Annotated in this window: 16 protein-coding genes; 10 read left to right on the plus strand and 6 right to left on the minus strand. The window is 40.3% G+C overall.

Annotated elements, in window-relative coordinates:
* The first annotated feature begins 130 nt into the window (after nucleotides 1-130).
* Nucleotides 131-1,105, plus strand: coding sequence for an ion channel (locus AB8M93_RS10650; protein WP_373057566.1), 975 nt, complete (start codon nucleotides 131-133; stop codon nucleotides 1,103-1,105).
* Here the strand turns inward: AB8M93_RS10650 and AB8M93_RS10655 are convergent, their stop codons facing one another.
* Nucleotides 1,106-3,664 carry an ABC transporter permease gene (locus AB8M93_RS10655; protein WP_373057567.1) on the minus strand — a complete coding sequence of 853 codons (2,559 nt, stop codon included), beginning with the start codon at nucleotides 3,662-3,664 and terminating at the stop codon, nucleotides 1,106-1,108.
* A complete protein-coding gene (locus AB8M93_RS10660; RefSeq protein WP_373057568.1) occupies nucleotides 3,658-4,347 on the minus strand; it encodes an ABC transporter ATP-binding protein in 690 nt (229 codons plus the stop codon). Before AB8M93_RS10660 ends, AB8M93_RS10655 begins: the two co-directional genes overlap by 7 nt.
* A 64-nt stretch (nucleotides 4,348-4,411) precedes the next feature.
* Between AB8M93_RS10660 and AB8M93_RS10665 the strand changes: the two genes are divergently transcribed.
* Nucleotides 4,412-5,110: an arylesterase gene (locus AB8M93_RS10665; protein WP_373057569.1), complete on the plus strand. Its 699-nt coding sequence runs from the start codon at nucleotides 4,412-4,414 to the stop codon at nucleotides 5,108-5,110.
* Nucleotides 5,111-5,270: 160 nt separating this feature from the next.
* The gene (locus tag AB8M93_RS10670) at nucleotides 5,271-6,080 is read left to right on the plus strand and encodes a ThuA domain-containing protein (protein ID WP_373057570.1); all 810 of its coding nucleotides are present in this window, start codon (nucleotides 5,271-5,273) and stop codon (nucleotides 6,078-6,080) included.
* A gap of 49 nt (nucleotides 6,081-6,129) precedes the next feature.
* Here AB8M93_RS10670 and AB8M93_RS10675 read toward each other — a convergent pair whose 3' ends face one another.
* Both AB8M93_RS10675 and AB8M93_RS10680 read right to left on the minus strand, forming a co-directional pair.
* Nucleotides 6,130-6,990 (minus strand): universal stress protein, encoded by an 861-nt coding sequence (locus AB8M93_RS10675; protein ID WP_373057571.1) that lies wholly within the window; start codon nucleotides 6,988-6,990, stop codon nucleotides 6,130-6,132.
* A 147-nt stretch (nucleotides 6,991-7,137) separates the two neighbouring features.
* Complete coding sequence (locus AB8M93_RS10680; RefSeq protein ID WP_373057572.1) at nucleotides 7,138-7,890, minus strand: helix-turn-helix domain-containing protein; 753 nt, start codon at nucleotides 7,888-7,890, stop codon at nucleotides 7,138-7,140.
* A gap of 277 nt (nucleotides 7,891-8,167) precedes the next feature.
* Between AB8M93_RS10680 and AB8M93_RS10685 the strand changes: the two genes are divergently transcribed.
* The 7 genes from AB8M93_RS10685 (at nucleotide 8,168) to AB8M93_RS10715 (ending at nucleotide 21,623) form a co-directional block, all read left to right on the plus strand.
* The gene (locus AB8M93_RS10685; protein WP_373057573.1) at nucleotides 8,168-8,563 is read left to right on the plus strand and encodes a type III secretion system chaperone family protein; all 396 of its coding nucleotides are present in this window, start codon (nucleotides 8,168-8,170) and stop codon (nucleotides 8,561-8,563) included.
* Between the two features lie 10 nt (nucleotides 8,564-8,573).
* The gene (locus AB8M93_RS10690) at nucleotides 8,574-9,290 is read left to right on the plus strand and encodes a PspA/IM30 family protein (protein WP_373057574.1); all 717 of its coding nucleotides are present in this window, start codon (nucleotides 8,574-8,576) and stop codon (nucleotides 9,288-9,290) included.
* A gap of 2 nt (nucleotides 9,291-9,292) precedes the next feature.
* On the plus strand, nucleotides 9,293-9,991 hold the full coding sequence (locus AB8M93_RS10695; protein ID WP_373057575.1) for a hypothetical protein: 699 nt from the start codon (nucleotides 9,293-9,295) through the stop codon (nucleotides 9,989-9,991).
* A 15-nt stretch (nucleotides 9,992-10,006) separates the two neighbouring features.
* Nucleotides 10,007-12,085 carry a flotillin family protein gene (locus AB8M93_RS10700; protein WP_373057576.1) on the plus strand — a complete coding sequence of 693 codons (2,079 nt, stop codon included), beginning with the start codon at nucleotides 10,007-10,009 and terminating at the stop codon, nucleotides 12,083-12,085.
* A 185-nt stretch (nucleotides 12,086-12,270) separates the two neighbouring features.
* Nucleotides 12,271-17,136, plus strand: a complete 4,866-nt coding sequence (locus AB8M93_RS10705; RefSeq protein WP_373057577.1) for a DNA repair ATPase — start codon at nucleotides 12,271-12,273, stop codon at nucleotides 17,134-17,136.
* A gap of 136 nt (nucleotides 17,137-17,272) precedes the next feature.
* Nucleotides 17,273-19,405: a catalase gene (locus AB8M93_RS10710; protein ID WP_373057578.1), complete on the plus strand. Its 2,133-nt coding sequence runs from the start codon at nucleotides 17,273-17,275 to the stop codon at nucleotides 19,403-19,405.
* 301 nt (nucleotides 19,406-19,706) lie between these two features.
* Nucleotides 19,707-21,623: a two-component system sensor histidine kinase NtrB gene (locus tag AB8M93_RS10715; protein WP_373057579.1), complete on the plus strand. Its 1,917-nt coding sequence runs from the start codon at nucleotides 19,707-19,709 to the stop codon at nucleotides 21,621-21,623.
* A gap of 28 nt (nucleotides 21,624-21,651) precedes the next feature.
* On the opposite strand, the gene AB8M93_RS10720 is transcribed toward AB8M93_RS10715, so the two are convergent.
* Together AB8M93_RS10720 and AB8M93_RS10725 are read right to left on the minus strand one after the other, a co-directional pair.
* The gene (locus AB8M93_RS10720) at nucleotides 21,652-21,993 is read right to left on the minus strand and encodes a hypothetical protein (RefSeq protein WP_373057580.1); all 342 of its coding nucleotides are present in this window, start codon (nucleotides 21,991-21,993) and stop codon (nucleotides 21,652-21,654) included.
* 6 nt (nucleotides 21,994-21,999) lie between these two features.
* Nucleotides 22,000-22,905: a hypothetical protein gene (locus AB8M93_RS10725; RefSeq protein ID WP_373057581.1), complete on the minus strand. Its 906-nt coding sequence runs from the start codon at nucleotides 22,903-22,905 to the stop codon at nucleotides 22,000-22,002.
* Nucleotides 22,906-23,043 lie beyond the last annotated feature (138 nt).

Raw genomic sequence — 23,043 nt, forward strand, 5'->3', positions numbered from 1 at the left:
GAACAAAGGTATAATATCCTTTAGAAATGCTCTATTAAAGCGGCCTTCCTATATCTTAAAAGCCGTTAAAGTTTCGATTTTTTCCTTTTCTTCATTTAATTTTAAATAACAGAAAATTTAAAAATAAGGAATGAACGAAGAATTATACCTGATTATTGGCGCTGTACTATTGATTCTTGTTGTTTATGATTTTTTCTTCACCACCCTTTCCGGAAGTGGTGCCGGGCTTATTACCAAACCGGTTTCTAAATTTACTTATAAAATCTCACGATTAATTGCCGGGATATTTGGCAGAAAGGTCTATAACTTTAGCGGCCTCGCGGTAAATCTGGTAGTGTTGGTAGTTTGGGTATTAATGGTATGGCTGGGATTGTTCCTGTTGTATTCTTCTAACCCCTCGGGAATAGTAGATAGTAAAGGAGTGGTTGCGACAGACTGGGAGCGGCTTTATTTTACCGGATACACCATTTCCACCCTGGGAATGGGGAATTTTAAACCAGTAACCGTACTTTTTGAAATTTTCACCAGTTGCTTTTCCTTTTTCGGTTTTATTTTCTTTACAAGTTCCATGACTTACCTGCTGTCAGTATCCTCAGCTCTCATCAATAAAAGGTCTTTAGCCTTAAGCGTTCAAAACTTAGGAAAGGACCCTCAGGATATTGCTGAAAAGATCCTGAAAATGAACACGGCTTATAGTTACCAGCAATTTCTTACCCTTCAGGAAAAAATAGATCGGCATGCGGTGAATCACCAGGCATACCCTGTTTTGCATTTTTACAGCCATAAAGATTCTGAAGTTTGCCTAAGTATAAATCTTACCAGGTTGGATGAGGCTTTAAATATATTATTAAGTTCTCCCGAAGCGGGAGATTTAAGAAGAGAGCTTCAACCTTTGAGGATTGCCATTACCAGGTTTTTAAAACATATTAATGAGAACTATCTTCATGTATCTTCTTCTGAAGAAAAAACGGTAAAATCTTATCCATTTCCTTACCAGACCACGGGAGTGGAGGAGGAGTCACTGGACAAACGAAGGAATATTCTTTTAGCACTGCTAAAAAGCGAAAGTTTTACCTGGGATGATGTAACCGGACAAAATAAATAATTAGCGTACTTCTTTACGCAGAATAACAAGCGGTGGGCTTTTAATTACACTAACGCTGTTGCTTAAGCCAATAACCAGGACTAAAATTATAATTCCCGGCAATAAGAGCAGGAAAGGAGCGGCAGATGGAATAAAGGAAGATTCAAATACCTGCCATGCCAGGATCTGGCTGCTTAGCAAGGATAAAAGGATTCCTGATAAAGCTCCTAGAAGCCCCAGGTAAAAATATTCCAATGCCAGGATTTTAAAAATCTGTTTGCTGCGTGCCCCCAGTGTCCTTAGAAGCACACTTTCTTTAATCCGCTGATATTTACTGGTCCTCACTGCGCCCAATAACACGATAATCCCCGTAAAGATGCTGAAAAAAGCCATAAAATTGATAAGCCAGGAAATTTTGCCAAGGATACCTTCTATTACCGTAAGCACCTGCCTGAGGTCGATAATAGAAATATTAGGAAATTTTTGTACCAGGTCTTTTTGTAATGCTGCGGAAGATCGCTCATTGGGGACTTTGGTAGTAAAAACGCGAAACTGTGGGGCATCTTCAAGCACTCCTGTTGGAAATACTATCGAAAAATTTAGCTGCATTCGGCTCCAGTCTACCATCCTTATGCTTCCAATTACAGTATTTAGTAAAACTCCCTGAACATTAAAGCTTACCTCATCTCCTACAGAAACACCGGCATCTTCAGCAAAATTATTGCTAACCGAGATGGGGATAGTATTCATACCACTGGCAGTAGGAGTCCAGGTCCCGCTTTGCAGGGTTTCAGAATTAATTAAACTATCGCGGTAAGTAGTGCGGAATTCATGGTGAAGAATCCATCCATTTATCCTGGATGTGGTATCTTTTCTAATTTCATCTACACTTTTGCCTTTTATACGCTGCACATTCATGGTGACAATAGGAATATTCTCAAGTACTTCCAGGTTATTATTTTTGATCGCCCGGCTTACTTCTTCCTGTTGCGGACTCTGTACGTCCAGAAGGATCATATTGGGGCTGTTGGCCTGGGATTCTATAGAAGCCTGGGCCAACAGCATATCTTTGGTAAAATAAAGGGTGCTTATGAGAAAAGTGCCAACGCCAATAGCCAGGACCAGGATCAAAGTTTGATTTTGAGGCCGGAAGAGGTTAAGCAGGCTTTGCCTTGCCACGAAGCCCCAGGAGGTAGGGAAGAATTTTTTGATGGCCTTCATGAACAAGTGAGCCACTCCAGCCAGGATAGAAAAGGTGATAATAATGCCGGCCACAAACGAAAAGGAATAGCTCCAGTCCTTTAATATCCAGTAGGAAAATAGCAGGATAAAAAGAAAGATCCCTCCAAGAACCAGGGTCCCTGCTTTCCCAGATCGCGATCTGCCTTTTGCCTCTGCTCTTAGCGCCTGCAATGGAGAAACGTAGAGTGTGCTCATTAACGGGTAAAGAGCAAAAAGAACAGACATACTAATTCCCAGGGCTAAACCCATTGCAATTGCCTGCGGGGCTAGCGAGATCTCTACATTTACAGGTAGAAATTCTCCAAGAAGCAAAGGGAATACCTGTTGCAGCAGCAATCCTCCAATAGTTCCAATTACCCCCCCTAAAAAACCTATTGCTGCAATCTGGATAAGGTAGATTAAAAATGTTTGTTTTTTACTGGCTCCCAAACATTTTAAAACAGCTACAGCCCGCAATTTTTCCTTAATGTAGATATGAATGGCACTAGCGATGCCCACACATCCCAGAAGTAAAGCTATAAAAGCGACAAGGTTTAAGAATTTTCCAAAATTCTCATACCTGCGTCCCATCCTGCGGCTGGTAGAAAGATGGGTATCGAGATCGGCGTCTTCCTGGTCCAACCTGGAATCTAATTGCTCATCCAGCTTTTCCATGTCCATCCCGGCAGGCGCTACAAAATAATACTTATAATCTATCCGGCTACCTGTTTGTATCAACCCTGTTTCTTCTATAAACCTATATGGAATAAGCACGGGAGGAGCAACAGAACTGAAAATGGCAGTACTCCCGGGAACAGATTTAAGAGCGCCGGCCACCGGGAGGCTAATACTACCTATTTTTATACTGTCACCGGGCTGAATTCCCATTTGCAGCATCACCGTGGCATCTACCAGGGCGCCACCGGTTTCCTGATATACATTAGCGGCTTCAGGGGGATTGGTTTCTAAAGCTCCGTAAAATGGAAAATTTCCTTCAATACCTCGTACCTGGACCAGTTTGGCGGCATCATTTTTACTAAAAGCGGCCATAGAGGCAAAATTAATTTCCTGTGCGTTTGCCCCTCCAAGGGAATCCATAATTTTTTCCACTTCTTCATTGGCGGGATGATCGCTGTCTATAATATAATCTGCTCCCATCAGCGATTTGGACTGCAGGGAGATATTCTTTTTTAAATTATCGCCAAAAGATTGAATAGAAACCACGGCGGCAATTCCCAGAATAATAGATGCCATAAAAAGGCTGAGTTTTTTGCCGCTCGCCCGGCCATCCCTCCAGGCCATCTTAAATATCCAGCCTAGTGCCGTTTTAGGACTATAATTGTTACTATTCTCTACCATTTATGAGCGCTGGTGTTAGAGATGATTCTTCCTCCCTTGAGCTTTAAAATGCGGCCGGTTTTTTGGGCAAGTTCAATATCATGGGTTACTATAATAAGCGTGGTGCCAAGATCTTTGTTGAGATCAAATAGTAGTTGTTCTACTTTCTCACCGGTTTCAGCATCCAGGTTTCCGGTGGGTTCATCAGCAAAAAGAACTTCGGGCTTATTGGAAAAAGCCCGTGCCAGGGCCACCCGTTGTTGTTCTCCTCCGGAAAGTTGTGATGGGTAGTGATGAAATCTATCGGCAAGGCCTACTTTTTCCAATAATTCCATTCCGTATTTTGAAGCATTCTTAACCGATTGCAATTCTAATGGAACGGCTACATTCTCTAGCGCAGTTAAGGTTGGCAACAATTGAAAATCCTGAAATACAAATCCAACATTCCTGTTTCTAAGCAATGCCCTGCCATCTTCATTAAGTTTTTCCAGATTTTGGCCGCATAAGTTAATGCTTCCTGAATCTGCACGGTCCAAACCCGCACAAAGTCCCAGTAAAGTGGTCTTACCACTTCCAGAAGGACCAACAATGGCAAAACTTTCTCCTTTCTCTACCTTAAAGCTAATGTTATCCAGTACCTTTAAAGTTTTATTTCCGCTGGAATAGGTTTTTCCCAGGTTGTTTACCTCTAAAATTTTTGCCATCTTACCTGTTGTTTCGTGCTGAAGCAGACAAAATAAAAAAAGATTTCTATTTAAAGGAACTGTTATGAAGAACTTAGGATTATGTTGTGCTTTGTTGATGCTTTTAACCTTTTCTTGTGGAAAGAATAAAGAGAAGAAGGAAGAACAAATTGAAAATCAGGAAGAGATTATCTCTGGTGGAAACAAGCGGGAAGAAAATGCTAAAACCATCCTGTTCTTTGGGAACAGTCTTACCGCAGGTCTTGGTTTGGAGAGTGATGAAACATTTCCTGCCATTATTCACCGGAAGGTTGACTCGCTGGACCTTAATTATAAAGTAATAAATGCCGGTTTAAGCGGGGAAACCACCGCCGCGGGAAAAAACAGGATCAATTGGGTGCTAAAACAAAACGTGGATGTTTTTGTACTGGAGCTTGGTGCTAATGACGGCCTTAGGGGAATTCCGCTTGAAGAGACCAGGCAAAACCTTCAGTCTATTATTAATATTGTGAAAAATAAAAATCCTGACACCAAAATTATCCTGGCCGGAATGCAGATTCCTCCAAATATGGGGCGGGAATATACTTCAGAATTTAAAAGTATTTTTCCGGATCTTGCTGAAAAAAATAATGTGCATCTAATTCCGTTTTTACTTGAAGATGTAGCCGGGAAGCCCGAACTTAATCAACAGGATGGAATCCATCCCACGGCTGAAGGGCAGCAAATAGTGGCAGAAAATGTATGGGAAGTACTTGGCCCCATTTTAAAGGACAGCAAATCCTGAAAAAGCATCCTGTAAAGCTGCTCAACCTAGGAAAAGACAACAATATCCACTCATTATTGAAAACTAAGGAAATTTTAAGGATATATTTTCCTATAAATTAATATCTTCGGGAGTAATACAGGTAATTCTTACCTGGAAACGTAAAATCTAAAATTCAGAGATGTTTTCAAAAAAAAATTTAAAGGCGGGGTGGTTAACTGTTGTTCTTTTAATACTCGCCATCCAGGCTAATGCCCAAAAACAATTTAATGTACTTTTAATTACAGAAACCGATGGCTGGCACCATGAATCTATAGAAGATGGGATAGACGCTGTTGAAGATTTGGCGGCAAGGCACAATTTTGGCCTCGAGCGGCAACAGGAAGCTCAAAAGATCACGGCGGAAAGGTTGAATGCATTTGATGCCGTAATTTTTCTGAATACCACGGCAGACATTTTTGATGAACAGGAGCAGGAAGCTTTTGAGAATTTTATTGAGGCAGGAAATGGATATGTTGGCGTACATGCCGCTTCAGACACTGAATATGATTGGGAATGGTACACTAAACTGGTAGGAAGGATGTTCCATATTCACCCGGTTCAACAAACAGCAAGGCTGGATATTTTAGAGCATAACTTTCCAGGCCTGGAGCATTTCCCCGAGAAACTTTTATGGACAGACGAATGGTACGAGTTTGGAGAAGAAAAAACCAGTGGCCTGAATTACCTGGTCGCAGTAGATGAAAATTCTTATGATCCCGAAGTCACCTGGAAGAATCGCGATAAAGCCGAAAATGGCCAGATGCAGGACAGGGTTGGAAAGGGAATGGGAGATTTTCACCCTATTTCCTGGTACCATGAATACGATGGGGGAAGGGCTTTCTATACCGCTTTGGGGCATATTCCTGAAATTTATAAAAATCAGTGGTTTTTAGATCACCTTTATGGCGGTATTTATTATGCTGCTACTGGAAAAGGGATAGAGGAATAGATTGCTTACTTTAGAAAGTTCAGAAATGAATTTTTAATAATTAATATTGTCAGTCATTTTCCTTTAGCACCAAAACAGGAATATTGGGGTTAAAATCTATTTCCTCTATAAAAGGCTGTGCAAACAATTTTGAGAAAAACCCCTGTTTCCGCTTATAGATGGCGAGCAAATCACTCTGCCTGCTTTCAATAAAAAGACGGGTACCGGTGCTTATGGTAGTTTTGGTAAGGGTATGGAAACTACAATCAAATTTTATAAAGTAATCTTTAAGAACCTTCTTATTGGATTCCTGTTCTTTGTTCAGTTTTTTATTATCGGTATCAATATAAAGCACCCTTATGCCGGCTCTAAAACTGGAAGCAATATCCATAAGGGCAGTGAGCTCTTTAAGTTTAAAAGCCATTCTAAAGCTGGTTGGGAATACAATTTCCCTTACCAGATCTGTGGTTGGTGAACATTCTTCTGGAATTACCAGGATTGGGCATTTTTCTATTTTATCTGAAACTAAAGTTACCGTATTGTCGTAAGCTGAATTTATAGAAACATTTTCCCCTTTAGACCCCATAAGGATGAGGTCTATATTATGCTTATCCACAGCATCCTGAATAGCTTCCGGCAGTGGCTGGTTAGAAGACAGAGTTTCAAACTGATGTCGCGGATTTTCCTTGCGGAAAGATAAGCCCTGCAAAACTTTTTCAAGACCTTCCAGGGAATCTTCCCTGGCTCTTTCAGTGGCGTTTTTTCCGGAAGATTTAGATAAAGAAAGTTTTTCCGGTAAAGTGCTTCCGCTTTGATAGGCATTCAAGACATAAAATGTGCAGGGAATGTTTTTATATAAACCAAAACCATACACCAGGGCGTTCCATGCATGCTTTGAAAAATTTGTAGGAACAAGAATTCTTTTCTCCATACTTATGTTTTTAAGTTTCAAAAAGGAAACCGCTTGTAAATATAGTATTTCATAACTACAATACTCACGGAGCTCCAGGTATAAAGAAAATTTTTTTAGAGGTTTTTTCTGCGGAAGAATTATAGAAAGCGCAAACTCCTAAATACTTTACAACTGTTCCCGGAGTTTTTTAAATTCCTGCTCGAGGTAATCCAGTTTATTTGCCAAAGCAGATGCATTGTCCGGCAGCCTTTGGAGAAAAGTATATTTTATGAGCCATAATTCTTTTACTTCTGCCAAAGGTATCACAGTATCTTTAATATTATTATTGGTGGCCTTCAGGGTTATTTTGTCTCCAAACAAATAAAACTTACGCAGGTACAAACCTTCCTTTACAAGCGTAAGGATAAGGCTGCCATTTTCTGTTTTTAAAAAATTCTCGGCTTGAACCCTTTCACCAATAACAACATCTTTAGGCCTTAAGCCACGTTCATTCTCTACGTTGTCTTCATTAGAAATCACAAAACCCCGGAACGTACCATTAGGATCTACCGGGAGGCAAAGGCAGGGAAGGTCTTCTATAAAGTGCGGCTTATCGTAATACCGAATATAATCCTGTTCACTGGCTGGTACAATGCAGGGAACCTTGGGAAAATCATCTTTTTCAAAAGTTCCCTGCAGAGGCAGGTCCTCTTTAAATTTTAAAAGTTTGTTCACCGTAAGTTCTTTGGTGAGCAGATCGTCTATAGTAATGCTAAAATAATTAGCTATTTTTATAATAGTTTCAATACGCGGCTCACTTCTCTCTTCTTCATAAGCCCCTAAAGTCCCGCGTTTTAACTCGAACATCTCTGCAAAAGCCTGCTGGCTCAGCTTCTTGACGTTTCTGATCTTCCGGATATTCTTTCCAAAGTAAGACATATTTTTGCTAAAATTATTTGCAATAAATAAAAATTGTTTTATCTTTATCTAACAATATTAGCTAATAGTGTAGATAATTGCTAATCTTTTTGGTTTTATTTTATTCAGAGAGAATGATATCCTGAAGTACTAAGATAATTAGCGTAATTTTTTTAACCTTAAAAAAGATAAATCATGGGAGCGATAATAATTGCGGTCATTTTGTTAATAATACCTTAAAACCTTCAGATTTTTGTATTATTACGCCTTAAACCATCAGCAATCAAAAAACCAATCGATGAAAAACCATTTTCAGATTACAAAAAACTTTTTGCTGGAACTTAATTTTAATATCACCTTCGAAAATGAAGAAGAAGGAATTATAATGGTTCAAAAGGAAAGTTTTGGAATTAAGAACCTAATTCTTGGAGTAGCGCCGCCTATATTAATTATGGAGCAATATATCTTCAGGATTAACAATCAGTCAGAAAAAATTTTCAGAAGCCTGCTTCAAAAGAACAGGGACATAATTCATGGAGCTTTTGTTCTGGACGATTCGGGAGAAAAAGTGATTTTCAGGGATACACTTCAAATACAAAACCTGGACATAAACGAGTTGGAAGGTTCTTTAAATTCCCTCAGCTTATTGATGAGTGAATATTCAGACCGGATTATAGAATTTTCAAAATACTAAACCTAATGTTATGAACATTTTTAGACGATTATTTAAAATAGGGGAAGCCGAAGCAAATTCAGCCATAGATAAAATGGAAGATCCCATTAAACTAACCGAGCAGGGAATAAGGGATTTAAAGCAGGACCTTGATAAAAATATGGAAGCCCTGGCACAGGTAAAGGCCCTGGCTATTCGTGCCCGCAACGACCAGGAAGAATACCTGGAGAAAAAAGAAGATTATCACAATAAAGCCATTCTTATCCTCAAAAAAGGAGAGCGTGGTGAAATGGATAAAACCGAGGCTGATCGCCTGGCCAGGGAAGCGCTTATCAAGAAAGAGGAATCTCAGAAACATGTGGAAAGGGCAGAGGAGGAAGCGCGTAAATTCAATGAAAATGTAAGCCAGTTGGAACGCAATATTCAAACGATAAAAGCCAGCATCAGCAATTGGGAAAATGAGCTTAAGACCTTAAAGGCAAGGGTAAAAGTTAGCAATGCCACCAAAATCCTCAACAAGCAAATGGCTGAAATTGACAGTAGCAGTACCGTGTCTATGTTGGAGAGGATGAAAGAAAAAGTTGCCCAGGAAGAAGCCCTGGCCGAAGCTTACGGAGATATTGCCGGGGCCACAAAAACCATAGATGACGAGCTGGAGAAAGCCGCGAATTCTACAGAGACCAAGGCTGAAGATGATTTAAGCAAACTCAAAGACCAGCTGGGAATTAACAAAGATAAAAATTCCTGAAAGTGGACAGTTTAACGCACATATTGTTTTCCCAGGTTAATCTCACTTTAAGCATCCTGCTCATTTTACTCCTGGTCTACTGGTTATTAACCATGGTTAGCGGGATAGATTTTGATTATGATGTAGATATTGATGTAGATGTGGATGCAGATGTTGGGATGGAAGGCGGGAATATGGAATTCCAGGAGGTTTCCAATGCCGAGTTAAACCGGGAAGATGTTGTGGGAAAGCGTATCCAGCCTTTAAAATGGTGGCAGGTCTTTCTTATTTATTTCAATTTCGTGGGGCTGCCGTTTATGTTCACCTTTACCTGTTTTGTTTTTATCTGGTGGTTTAGTACCGTGTTAATAACAGCGCTAACCGTTACCTACGACAATGTGCTGGGATTTGCCATCTTAATAATTGCATTTTTTGCCTCTCTTTTTATAAACAAGATCTTTACCAGTCCCTTTAAAGGCTTTTTTAAAAACCTGAATAAAGATGGGGATAAAGCAGTGGATTATATTGGCAGGCAGGGCGTGCTTTTATCCAGCATATCCGGTGACAGGATGGGAAATGCTGAAATTAGTGTAAACGGGGATTCCATGTCTGTTTACGTAAAATCCCTTCACGGCGAGGCTTTGAATTATCATGATAAAATATTGATAATAAAGCAATCTGCCGATAAAAATTACTTCTTAGTACAATCTTATAACGACTAATCAATCTATCTTAAAATGAATCAAATTTTACCAATCATCGGAATTGGATTAGGGGGAATATTGTTCCTAATCATAGTGTATTTCGCGATTATCGCGATGTTTTATAAGAAAGTGCCCCAGGGCCGTGCCATTGTGCGTACAGGTTTTGGCGGGACCAAAGTAGCCACAGATAAAGGCCTTTACGTGGTGCCTGTTTTTCACCGGGTGGAAGTCATGGATATTTCTGTAAAGAAAATCCAGATTGAGCGCCAGGCACATGAAGGCCTTATTTGCCGGGACAATATGCGGGCAGATATAAAAGTGGCTTTTTTTGTGAGGGTCAACAACGATATTTCCTTTATAAAGCGTGTTGCCCAAACCATTGGGGTGGACCGTGCTTCCAGAATTGAAACTTTGGAGGACCTTTTTGAAGCCAAATTTTCAGAAGCTCTTAAAACCGTTGGAAAGAAATTCGACTTTATTGAGCTTTATGAAGCACGCCGGGAATTCCGGGATGAAATTGTGAATATTATTGGGACAGATCTTAACGGCTATACCCTGGAAGATTGTGCTATAGACTTTCTTGAGCAAACGCCAATCACCCATCTTAAACCCGATAATATTTTAGATGCTGAAGGAATTAAGAAAATTACCGAGCTTACCGCTGTTCAGAATATGAAGGCGAATCTTATTAAAAGGGATGAAGAAAAAACCATTCGCAAGCAGGATGTGGAAGCCCGGGAAGCTATTCTGGAGCTTGATAAACAATTAGCTGAAAAAGAAGAGCAGCAAAAACGCGAAGTGGCCAATATTAAAGCCAGGGAAGCAGCAGAAATAAGCAAGGTGGCTGAAGAAGAGCGACTTAAATCTGAAACCGCCAGGATTGCCACGGAAGAAAAAGTTAAGGTGGCTGAAGAAAATATGAACCGGCAGATTATTGTGGCCGCCAAGAATAAGGAACGCACAGATGCTGTGGAAAGCGAAAGAGTTGAAAAAGACCGATTACTGGAAGCTACCGAGAGAGAACGTATTGTGACCTTAGCTCAAATTGAAAAAGAAAAAGTGGTTGAGGTTGAGAAAAAGAATATCCAGGATGTGATTCGGGACCGGGTAATGCTGGAAAAAGGAGTGGTGGAAGAGCGTGAGAATATGAAAGATATTGAAGCTTTTAAAACCGCCGACCGTGAGAAGAAAGTAAAAATAACGGTTGCTGAAGCCAATGCCCAGGAAGACCTGATTAAAATAATAAAAGCTGCCGAGGCCAAAAAAGAAGCGGCTAAACAAAGAGCCGAAGAAATTAATATTGAAGCCCTGGCACAGAAAGAGGCCAGCGAAAAAGAAGCCAAAGCCAGAAAGACCATTGCTGAGGCCAAAGCCAAAGAAGAAGCCACCATTGGATTATCTGAAGCTGAAGTGATGCATGCCAAGGCAGATGCCAGCGAAAGGCAGGGAATAATGGAAGCTCTTATTATCGAGAAAAAAGCCAAAGCCGAAGCTGCCGGAATGGAAGCCAAAGCTGAAGCCAGCCTTAAGGAAGGAAAAGCAGCTGCCGAGGTCATTAAGGAAAAAGCCCTTGCCGATGCTGCTGGAATTGAGGAAAAAGCGGCCGCAATGAAGAAACTGGACGGAGTTGGAAAAGAGCATGAAGAATTTAAATTGAAGTTAGATAAAGAACTTCAGGTAGATTTGGCCCATATCAATATTCAGAAAGATATAGCAGATGCCCAGGCGCACGTGATAAGCGATGCCCTTAAAGCCGCCAAAATAGATATTGTTGGTGGGGAAACTATGTTCTTCGATCAGATTATCGGGCAGATTACCAGGGGTAAAGGGATAGACAGGCTGGTGCAAAACAGCAGCAATGTTCAGGATTTAAAGGATTCTATATTGGGAAGTGAAGATATTAAGGGAAACCTGCTTACAAAAGTCCGCGAGTTTTCCCATAAATACGGGATCTCTTCAGAAGATATCAAGAACTTTACCATCGCCAGTCTTTTGATGGAGCTCAAACAAAAATCTAATGATCCTAATGAGCAAACCATGCTGGGCAACCTTTTCAACCTGGCGAAAGGGCTGGGGCTTTCAGATAAAAAGGTAGCTGCTTTAAAAGCCTAATAATGGTTCAGGAAAATGTTTTAAGATCATTTTTCCGCTGAAGTGTAGTGAAATGACCCATAAAGGAAAGCCTGTCTGCATGGGCAGGCTTATCCTGTTATGGAAATCTATTTCAGCTTTACCTCCAATTTCGGGTCTGCAAGGCTGGAAACGGGAATGTTTATCCAAATTATGATTAGCAATAAATGAAACAAGAAGATAACAAAACTGTAAAAAATGATGCCCTGGATGGCGGCACTTACGAAATTATCCGCAACCGGCTGGCCGTTCATAAATCAAATTTGCAGGAGCGTTTACAGCAGTTAAATGAAAGCCGCAAAACGGTCTTTGGTTCTCTGGAAACGCAGCTTATCGCCAGTAACCGCATTAGTACTGAAAATAATTGCGTGGCCAGGGATATTATTTCCCTTGGGAATACCTGCATTTTTGGCTATAATGTGCATTTTGGTTTGCGTACCGAGATCAAACTTTCTGATGTTTTCAGCGTATACCAATTTGCAGAAAACCGGTTTGTGCAGGTGGCGCATTCTATTCTTGAAGATGAAACCTTCAAAAGCGATTTTACCAATCTCTATAAATATTACCGCAATACCATTTTCTCGAAATTTGCCAGAATCGGCAATTACCTGCACATGGTTTTTCAGCTAAGTGACAGCGTTACTGATATCAAGACTTTTAAGTGGCTTATCGCTGATGACAAACTGGAATATATAGACAATCGCAGCGAGCATGAATTTAAATATCCGCAGCAGCACCAGTTTAAGTGGCAGGAAGCAAACCGCGATATGCAGCGTTACGGGGAGCACCCGCATGTGGCTATTTTGGATAAGGTATTTGTGGAAACCATTGGTGGGGATCTCACCATCAAAATTGAAGACAATACCAATGATGGTAAAGGAATTTATTCTGAAGCCGTAAGCTATAAAGACCAGACGCTGGATGACGGCCAGATTCGCTTTGCCGATTTGGGAAACCTCATTATCCTGGAAATAAAACCATTCCAGGAGGAGCCAAGGTATTTTGTGTACAATCACAAGGTGCAGGAGGTACAGAAAATAGATTCTGTTAAGGAAGCGGTGGTATTGCTGCCCGATGAGCAGGGCATTATTTTTCCCAATGGGTATTATTTGCAAACCGGCGAATTTCATCTGTTTAGTACAGAGGTCCAGCAGCTTAAGTTCCAGGGAACTATTGCTTCTACAAACGGTGAGGATTTTCTGTATATTTTTTACTCTCCCGTGGAGGGCACTTACAAGCTCATGGATTACAATATGATAGCCCAGGAAATTAAAACTCCCATTGTTTGCGGCGGCTTTACGGTATTGCCAGATGGTGAACTTTGCTGTTTTAAAGCTGAAGCGGAGCAAACAAAGCACCATATGATCCAGATTTGGCAAACGCCTTACCTGGAAGGCGATTTTATGCCTTCGGAACACCAGGATTCCATGCTGTATAAAATTGGCAATAAAGATATTGTGAAGGCCATGGCCGAGGCGCGGGAACTTATTACTTTGCTGAATAAAGAAGATAATTATGACGGCCTGTACACCGATATTGCTAAAATTTCCAAAGACATTCTTGATGCTTATTACTGGCTTGGCGAAGCCGAAACTTCAAATTTAAAAGAACCGCTTAAAGAGATCAACCAGGCGGCAAATTCAGCTATAGATGAATTTCAGAAGGTCGTTCAGCTAAAGAAAAATGCAGCGGCAGAAACAAAGGCAATTCAGCATAAAGCAGACGATCTTTTCAGCAAAATTAAAAGCACTTCTTTTAAAAGTATAGATGAGTTTGTGGCATTGCTCTCGCAGTTAAGAAGCCTGCGCGGGGAGCTAATTGGCTTATATGAACTCCGTTATGTAGACGAAGAACTGATTAAAAACCTGGAAAATGAATTAGCGGAACATACATCTAAAATTTCCCGCAGGTGTGTGGAATTTTTGCTGGATGAGAAGGCTTTGCAGCCTTACCATGAAAAAGTTTCCGAAAAAGGGCAAAAACTGGAGCAGATCCAAAAAGTGGTTGAAGCAAAACAGCTGGAAGATGAGGTGAACCAGATTGCGGCAGATTTGGAAATGCTTATCGATATTGTTACCAACCTGGAGATTGAAGACACTTCGCATTCTACAAAAATCATTGACAATATTTCGCTAATTTTCGCGACCATTAACCAGCTGAAGGCGGCCTTAAAGAATAAAAGGAAGCGCCTGGGCGGCAAGGAAGCCAAAGCCGATTTTGCCGCGCAGCTCAAGCTAATAGACCAGAGCATTATTAATTACCTGGACCTCGCTAAAACTCCGGAGAAGTGCGATGAATTTCAGAATAAAATCAGTATTCAGCTGGAAGAGCTGGAAGGCAAATTTGCCGATTTTGAAGAGTTTATTGCTGAAATTATTGAAAAAAGGGAAGAGATTTATAACGCTTTTGAAAGCAAAAAAGCAGCGATCACTGAAAAGCGGAACAAAAAAGCGATGGCTTTGCAAAGCGCGGCCGATCGTATCCTGAAAAGCATCGGCAAAAAAGCGGAAAGCCTGAAATCTGTTGCTGAAATCAACGGTTACTTCGCGGCCGATCTTATGGTAAATAAGCTGCGGGATATTGTGAACCAGCTAAACGAATTGGAAGATAGCGGCAATGCCGAAGAAATTGAAACTGCCCTTAAAACCAGCCGGGAAGATGCCATTAGAAAATTAAAAGATAAGCAGGACCTTTATGAAGACGGCGAGAATATTATAAAGCTGGGAAATCATAAATTCGGCGTGAACCGGCAGGAACTGGATCTTAGCTTCGTGATGAAAAATGGCAGTTTGTGCTATCACCTTAGCGGAACAGATTTTTACCAGGAACTGGAAAACGAAGTGCTGCTTAACAGCAGGAAATACTGGAACAGGGAATTTATTTCAGAAAATGAAGAGGTTTACCGTGCGGAATATCTCGCTTTTAGAATTTATCAAAAGCAAGAAATTATAAAGCTGGCAAAAATGGATAAGCAGGAATTACTTCATCTTGTCCGGGAGGAAAGCAGCAGCAATTATTCTGAAGGTTATATTAAAGGTGTGCATGATGAGGATGCCGCCGGGATATTGGAGGTTTTGGTACAAAAACGTTTGGAGTTGGGAATTTTGTCTTTTTCTTCCAGGGTGCGGGCGCATGGGCAATATTTCTGGAACTCTCTGGAAGAGAATGTAAAATCAGGTTATAACAATTCGATAAAAGCTTCAGGACAGGTACTTAAATATTTTCCAAATACCCGGGAATACGAGTTTTTAATAGAAGAACTTAAGAGCGGAATTACTGATTTTGCAGAAGCCACAGGCCTTTTTTCTTCGGAAGAAAGCCAGGAAACGGCGGAGTATTTATTTGAAGAACTTCAGGGGGACAATAATTTTGCTGTTAGCAGCCTGGCTTCAGAATTAACTGAAGAATTCCGCGGTATGCTGAAAAAGGAAAAGGCACGGGATCAATTTGATAACAGCCTGGAGAGCCTGGGTTCTTATGCGGCTAAAATAAGGTTGATAAAACAATGGCTGCAGGCGTATGTAAAAGCTACGGGAAAGGAGCAGCAGTTAAAATATATTGAGGAAGCAGTGTGTGGAATGATGTTTCCAAAGCAGGAGTATTACAAAATTGAAGCTTCTCCCAACGCCGTGATCACAGGATTGAAAGGTGAGCATACGGGCATAGAAAATTCTGAATTGCAATTTGATTTTCATGAATTTACCAATCGCTTACAAAAATTCATCAATCATGAAGTCCCCGCTTTTAATGCTTTTAGAAAAGCACGGCATGAGGTTACTGAAAAGCTGAAGGAGCAGTTAAAACTGGAAGAATTTAAGCCGCGGGTGCTTACTTCTTTTGTGCGCAATAAGCTGATAGACCAGGTATATTTCCCTTTGTTTGGGGAAAACCTGGCCAAGCAGCTGGGAAGTGTGGGGGACAACCGGCGTACGGACAGAATGGGAATGCTCCTGCTTATTTCGCCGCCGGGATATGGAAAAACCACTTTAATGGAGTATGTGGCTAACCGCCTGGGTTTGGTATTTATGAAAATAAACGGTCCGGCGATTGGGCACGAGGTCACCTCGGTAGATCCTGAAGCCGCTAAAAATTCCGCCGCCAGGGAAGAATTGAAAAAACTGAACCTTGCTTTTGAAATGGGGAATAACGTAATGCTGTACCTGGACGATATCCAGCATTGCAATCCTGAATTTCTTCAGAAGTTTATTTCTTTATCTGACGGCACTCGAAAAATTGAAGGGATCTATAACGGGAAACCGAAGACCTACGATTTGCGCGGGAAAAAGTTTTGCGTGGTCATGGCCGGGAATCCTTATACGGAGAGCGGGGAGAAATTCCGTATTCCCGATATGCTGTCCAACCGGGCCGATATTTATAATCTTGGGGACATTATTGGAGATACCGCAAATTTGTTCAAATTAAGCCTGATGGAAAACTCGCTTACTTCAAATCCTGTTTTGCATCAACTTAGTTCAGGAAATTTTGAAGATGTATATACTTTGATTCAACAGGTAGAGAATAAATCGGAAACCGGGGAATTAAAGAGCAATCATACCCACCAGGAAATCCAGGATTACAAGGCGGTTATACAAAAAGTGTTGAAGATAAGGGACGCGGTTTTAAAAGTAAATGAGGCTTACATAAAGTCTGCGGGCATGGAAGATGAATACAGGACAGAGCCGGCTTTTAAACTACAGGGCTCTTACCGGGATATGAATAAGCTGGTGAGCAAGGTTGTTCCCATTATGAATGATAAAGAACTTGACAGCCTCCTTCTTTCTCATTATGAAAATGAATCCCAAACATTAACCGCTGCTGCTGAAGCTAATTTATTAAAGTATAAAGAATTAACTCAGAAGCTTTCTTCTGAAGAGAAAGAGCGTTGGGAGCAGATCAAAGCAACTTTTGTAAAGAATAACAAATTAAAAGGGCTGGGCGGGAAAAATGAAATTGCACAGGTAATCTCACAAATGATGGCTTTTACAGAAAATCTTGAAGGAATTAAAATTGTGCTTCAAAACGGATTGAAATAGGCACCTTTTTGAAAAAATACTGAGAATCAATACGTTTCAGTAATTTAAGAAAATCCTAAATTTTGTTTAACACTATTTTGACATAGGTGTCTATAGATTATTTTAATTTTAATATCGAACCTAATCAAAAATAGTTATGAAAGAAAAGAAAGATAAGCCTTCAAAAAAAATAGAAGACTTAAACGCGAATACCTCTAATCCTAAAGGGAAAACAATGACTACCAATCAGGGATTAAAGGTAAACGACACCAACAATTCCCTTAAAGCCGGAGCGCGTGGAGCCACTCTTTTGGAAGATTTTATCCTAAGAGAAAAAATAACCCATTTTGACCATGAGCGTATCCCGGAAAGAATTGTTCATGCCCGCGGAAGTGGTGCCCATGGTTATTTTGAGTTATACGAAAGCCAGGAAGAGATTACCAAAGCAGGAATTTTTACCGATACTTCAAGAAAAACACCTGTATTTGTTAGATTTTCTACCGTGGCGGGATCAAAAGGATCACCGGATCTTGCAAGGGATGTTCGTGGATTTGCCACAAAATTCTATACAGATGAAGGCGTTTTTGACCTGGTAGGGAATAACATGCCCATCTTTTTTATTCAGGATGCCATGAAGTTTCCGGATCTTATCCATTCTGTAAAACCAGAACCGGACAGGGAGATACCGCAGGCAGCTTCAGCCCACGATACTTTTTATGATTTTGTCTCACATACCACAGAAACCCTTCATAACCAGATCTGGCTGATGAGCGACCGCGCGATCCCTAGAAGTTTCAGGATGATGGAAGGCTTTGGGATACATACTTTCAGGTTAGTGAATGAAGAAGGGAAATCCCATTTCGTGAAATTTCACTGGAAACCTTTGCTGGGAGTAAAATCGGTTACCTGGGACGAAGCAGTTAAAATTCATGGTGCCGATGCAGATTTCCACCGCAGGGACCTTTGGGATGCCATAGAAGCCGGCCAGTATCCGGAATGGGAATTAGGATTCCAGGTGGTGCCGCAGGAAGACGAGCATAAATTCGATTTTGACCTGCTGGACCCTACAAAACTTATTCCGGAAGAAATGGTGCCGGTAAAACGTATAGGTAAAATGACGCTTAACCGTAATCCAGATAATTTCTTTGCCGAAACAGAACAGGTGGCATTTCACCCCGGGCACGTGGTTCCTGGAATAGATTTCACCAATGATCCTTTACTGCAGGGAAGGTTATTTTCTTATACCGATACGCAATTATCTCGATTGGGAAGCCCAAATTTCCATGAGATTCCAATCAATCGCCCGGTAAATGAAGTACATAACAATCAGCGGGACGCGCATATGAGAATGACGGTGAATAAAGGCAAAACAGCTTATTTTCCAAATTCCATCGGGGGAGGATGCCCACATCTTGCCAAAATAGCCGAAGGCGGTTTTAGCAGTTATGAAGAGCGTATAGACGCCAAGAAGATAAGGGAGCGCAGTGAAAGCTTTAACGATCATTTTTCGCAACCTGCTTTATTTTATAGAAGTTTGACTGCACATGAGCAGGAACATGTGGTACAGGCGTATTCCTTTGAATTGGGGAAATGTACTTATGATCATATCAAGCAGCGAATGCTGTATATCCTTAGCCAGATAGACGAAGATCTTGCCGCCAAGGTTTCTGTAAATCTCGGAATGGAGATTCCTGAGGAAGTTGACGGGCCGGTAAATCAAGCGATTGGAGCCGATGCCGATGTTGAAAAACATCAGCCGGGACCTAAAAAAATGTACCTTGATAAATCCAAGGCATTAAGCCAGGAATTTCTTCCTTCAGAAGGTATTGCGACCAGGAAAATTGCCGTACTGGCCGGGGATGGCTTCAGCGAAAGCGATTACAATAAAATGAAAAATTCTTTAGAAGATGAAGGAGCCATGGTTCAGATTGTAGGAGTACACGGAGGTACAATTAAATGCAATAAAGGCGATAAACACCAGGTAGCGCATGCGTTAATGACTACAGAAAGCGTTGTTTTTGATGCGCTGTATATTCCCGGCGGAAAAGAAAGCATTGATGCCTTAATGAAACAGGCAAAGGCTAAAAAGTTTATTAATGAAGCTTTGAAACATTGTAAAGCCATTGCTTTAGACAATGAAGCTGAAGAACTCTTTGATGCCACCTACGGTAAAGATTTTAAAGAGGACGAAGCGGTTTGTATAAATGAGAAACCGGAAAAATTTATTAAGGCAATTAGCAAGCATCGTAACTGGAAAAGGGAAAAAGCGGCTATGGAGATCCCCGCCTAATAATGTTTACTTTTATAAAAGGAGCCATCACATTAATGTGATGGCTTTTTTATGAGCCAAAAGAAATGAAGATGATCTTGCCGTTTAACGGTAATGGAATTATTTTTAACGAAACAAATATTAACAAAAGTTAACATTTGTTAATATTTCTTATATTCCTAACTTTAGAAAAAATTCCAAATCTTCCCCAATTTTGCAAGGAGAGAACTGGATAACACTCTAAGTTATAAACAGATCGTTAAAAATTTCGGTTCTTTCCGTTGCAGTTCTTTTAGTAGCACTTGCCACATTGTTTGGATGGATGCTTAAGATACCTTTTCTTCTAAGCATATTTTCCGGCGCCCCTACAATGAAGGTGAATACAGCAATCCTTTTTGTATTATCTGCCGTAGGAGTACTTTGCCAGCAAACCCGGAGAAGGGAATTTAAATTTATAAAATTTTTACTGGGGAGTATAATTCTTGTAACAGGCGGCCTTAGTCTATTACAGTATCTATTTGATGTAAACCTGGGAATTGATAATTTTCTAATTCCAGATCCTTTTTCGCCCAGGTTTCCGGGAAGAATGGCAAGAACAACAGCCTTATGTTTCGCTCTTTTTGGATTGGGTTTAATGACATCAAATGCTTCAAAAAAGCTTTTTAAAAAGACGGTAAAGTATTCTTTTGGGCTGCTCACCCTTATTTCTATATTGGCCATCCTTACATATTTTTTGCAGGCCATTACAGCTACACAGGTTCTGGTATTCAATACTATGGCATTTCATACAGCGGGAAGTTTTTTAATATTATCTCTCTGCTTATCTTTAACAAATCCCCGCCATACCTATATAGACTTTATCTCTGGGGTAAAAGTGGGAAGTAAACTGGCCCGTAACCTCTTGCCATTTCTAGTAATACTTCCTTTGCTGCTCAGTCTTTTGCTTATTTTTATTATTAGTACACAACAAATTAATACAGAGTTGGGAATAACTCTATATACCATTAGTTATGCTTTTTTTGGACTTGTTTATACTTCCTGGGTATCGGCAAAATTAAATAAAGAGGATTTAAGAAGGCTAAAGCTGGAACATTCTCTTTACAATACCAACAGGCAACTTTCTAAAAATGTTCTTTTTAACGAACAACTGGTAAAAACCACTCCGGCCTCCATTTTAATCGTCAACCTTGGAAATATGAATGTGCGCTATATTAATAAAGGTATTTATGACAATGGGGGATTAACCAAAGAAAGAATAGAAGGAATGCCGCTGGAGGAAATTTTACCTTTTATTCATCCCCAGGACCGAAAAAGGATGATTGAGTTACACCAGATGATTCTAAAATCTTCTGATGAAGAAATTTTTGAGATCGAGGTGCGTCTTAAGCTGAAGACGGTGGGCTGGGAATGGTTCAATGTGCGCGCAACTGTTTTTGAGCGAAGGGACGAATCCTGGGTAAACGAATACGTTCTTTTAGTGAGGAATGTTACTAATGTAAAGCAAATCCAGAAGGAATTAGTAGATGCAAGGCAGTTCTCAATTTTTGGAGATGTAGCCAGGACTCTCGCACATGAGCTGCGCAATCCTATTGCCAGTATAGGCATGGCCACAGAGATCTTGGAGCATACTATTGATAATGAGGAAGTGAAAGAAGTGAAGCCTTATCTGGAAATTCTTAACAGGAGCAATAAAAATTTAAATGAATTAGTCTCTAACCTTCTAAATGCTTCCAAATATCAAAAGGCCGAGCTGCAAAGAGAGGAGCTAACGCAAATTGTGGAAGAGACATTGCGCAAAGCAGCAGACCGTATATACCTTTCCGGGATTGAACTGGTGAAAAAATATGAAGGAACCTATTTTATCATGGCAGATTGGGAGAAACTGGAAATTGCCTTGCTTAACCTTATAATAAACGCCGGAGAGGCTACCACGCCAGGCCGGGGAAAAATTATTATTGATATTGTAAAAGAAGTTAGTGCAATAAAGTTAAGCATTACAGATAATGGCCATGGTATGGAGAAAGAACAGGAAAATAAATTATTTGATGCTTTTTATACCAGTAAGGTAAATGGCATTGGAGTGGGTTTAAATGCTGTAAAGAACATCCTTGAAGATCATGGTGCTTATATTAAAGTTAAAAGCAAACTTACAAAAGGTACTACTTTTTCTATTTATTTCCCATTGCAGGAATTTGAGAATAATAATTACGAGGAATCTTTAGACCGGCAAGGCGATTGATATTTTGACCTGTTAATGCGATATTTGGCTAAATTAGCCCGGCACCAATGGCTTTAGCCGCAATTTTCACAAAGGCCTTTACAATGTTTGAAGCTTTTTCTATGGCTTTGGCCACTCCCGCAAGTTTTTCAGCGGAACGGTTTATTTCATCAGCTAATTTATCCAGAGCCTGGGCATCGTGTGTTAATTTTTCTACCAGCTCATTCGTTTTTATGCGGATGATAGACCTTTCAACATTTCTCAAGCTTACAGATGCTTTTTCCAGCTGTACCCTGTCTTCAGGAGATAAGCCTTCTATGGAACGGGCATTTTCAACTATTTCAATCGAATCCAGTAACTTTTCCAGTGTTTTTATTTTTTCTGTATTCATAGTTTCTTATTTATCCTTCTTCAATGCATTCAGCGTTTCCCTAATTTCAGCCACCTGCTGATAAAAAACCCGAAGTTCTTTAATAGTGCTGTGTAACTTTTGTTTTTTCTGAACAACCTGCACGAGTTCCTTATGCGCTGCTTGCAGGTCTTTCGTAGACTGGATGGTTAGTGCCTTCAGGTCTTTTGCTGCATCTAAATTACTTTTTAGATCAAGATATTCTCTTTGCGATTCGAAGGTACCGGTATCTGTCAACTGCAAATAGGTAAGGTAATTTCTTCTAATCATTTTTTCCTCATAAGAAATCAATTCCTCAAGATTTGATGATTCCAGATACTCCAGAAGGTTGGAAGTCATTATTAAAACTAAGGTATCTGCTTTAGTGACATATTCTTTAATTTTTTCAGACTGTTTTACTTTTATATAACGGTCGCCACTAAAGCCGACAATTTTTCCCAGTGCCTCCCCAATCCCGGCGGGTAATTTTTCAGCATTACTCTTTACATTATAAAGGTTAACCAGGGAATCCATGCCCACACCAAACTCAGCAGCATTATTTTGCAGATTGGCAGTATAATCTCCAGAAGATAAAAGTACGAGTGACTGGGCATATTTATCAAGCACCCTGAACGTAACATCAATTTTTTCAGAAACCTTATAATCGTATTTTTTCTGGCTGTAAATACTATCCAGCTCGTCCAGATGCCTCATGGGATCTGTTAAAGTGCTGGCATAATACAGTCCTCTTTTTAACCTGATCTCAGCCAGTTCTTCCATTATTGCAGAAGGATATGCGGAGAAGTTGCTGGTTACCTCCCCAAACTGCTGAACGGTTTCAATTTGGGATTTGGAAAGGCTGGAACAACCAGAAATAAAAGCACTTAAGAGTAAAAGAAGAATAATTTTTCTCATTCGATTTGAATTTGCTGGAGCGAAAATTAGTGTAAATAAAAATAAGCATTGATTCTCAATTATTTATACTTTTAAGATGATGTTTTACCAGGATTGCTGCTAATGTAGGATTTTTTCCTAATATTGGAAATAATCCAA

Origin of the sequence: Autumnicola aciditolerans, assembly GCF_041679265.1 — a bacterium.
In the GTDB taxonomy this organism is placed as follows: Bacteria; Bacteroidota; Bacteroidia; order Flavobacteriales; family Flavobacteriaceae; genus Autumnicola.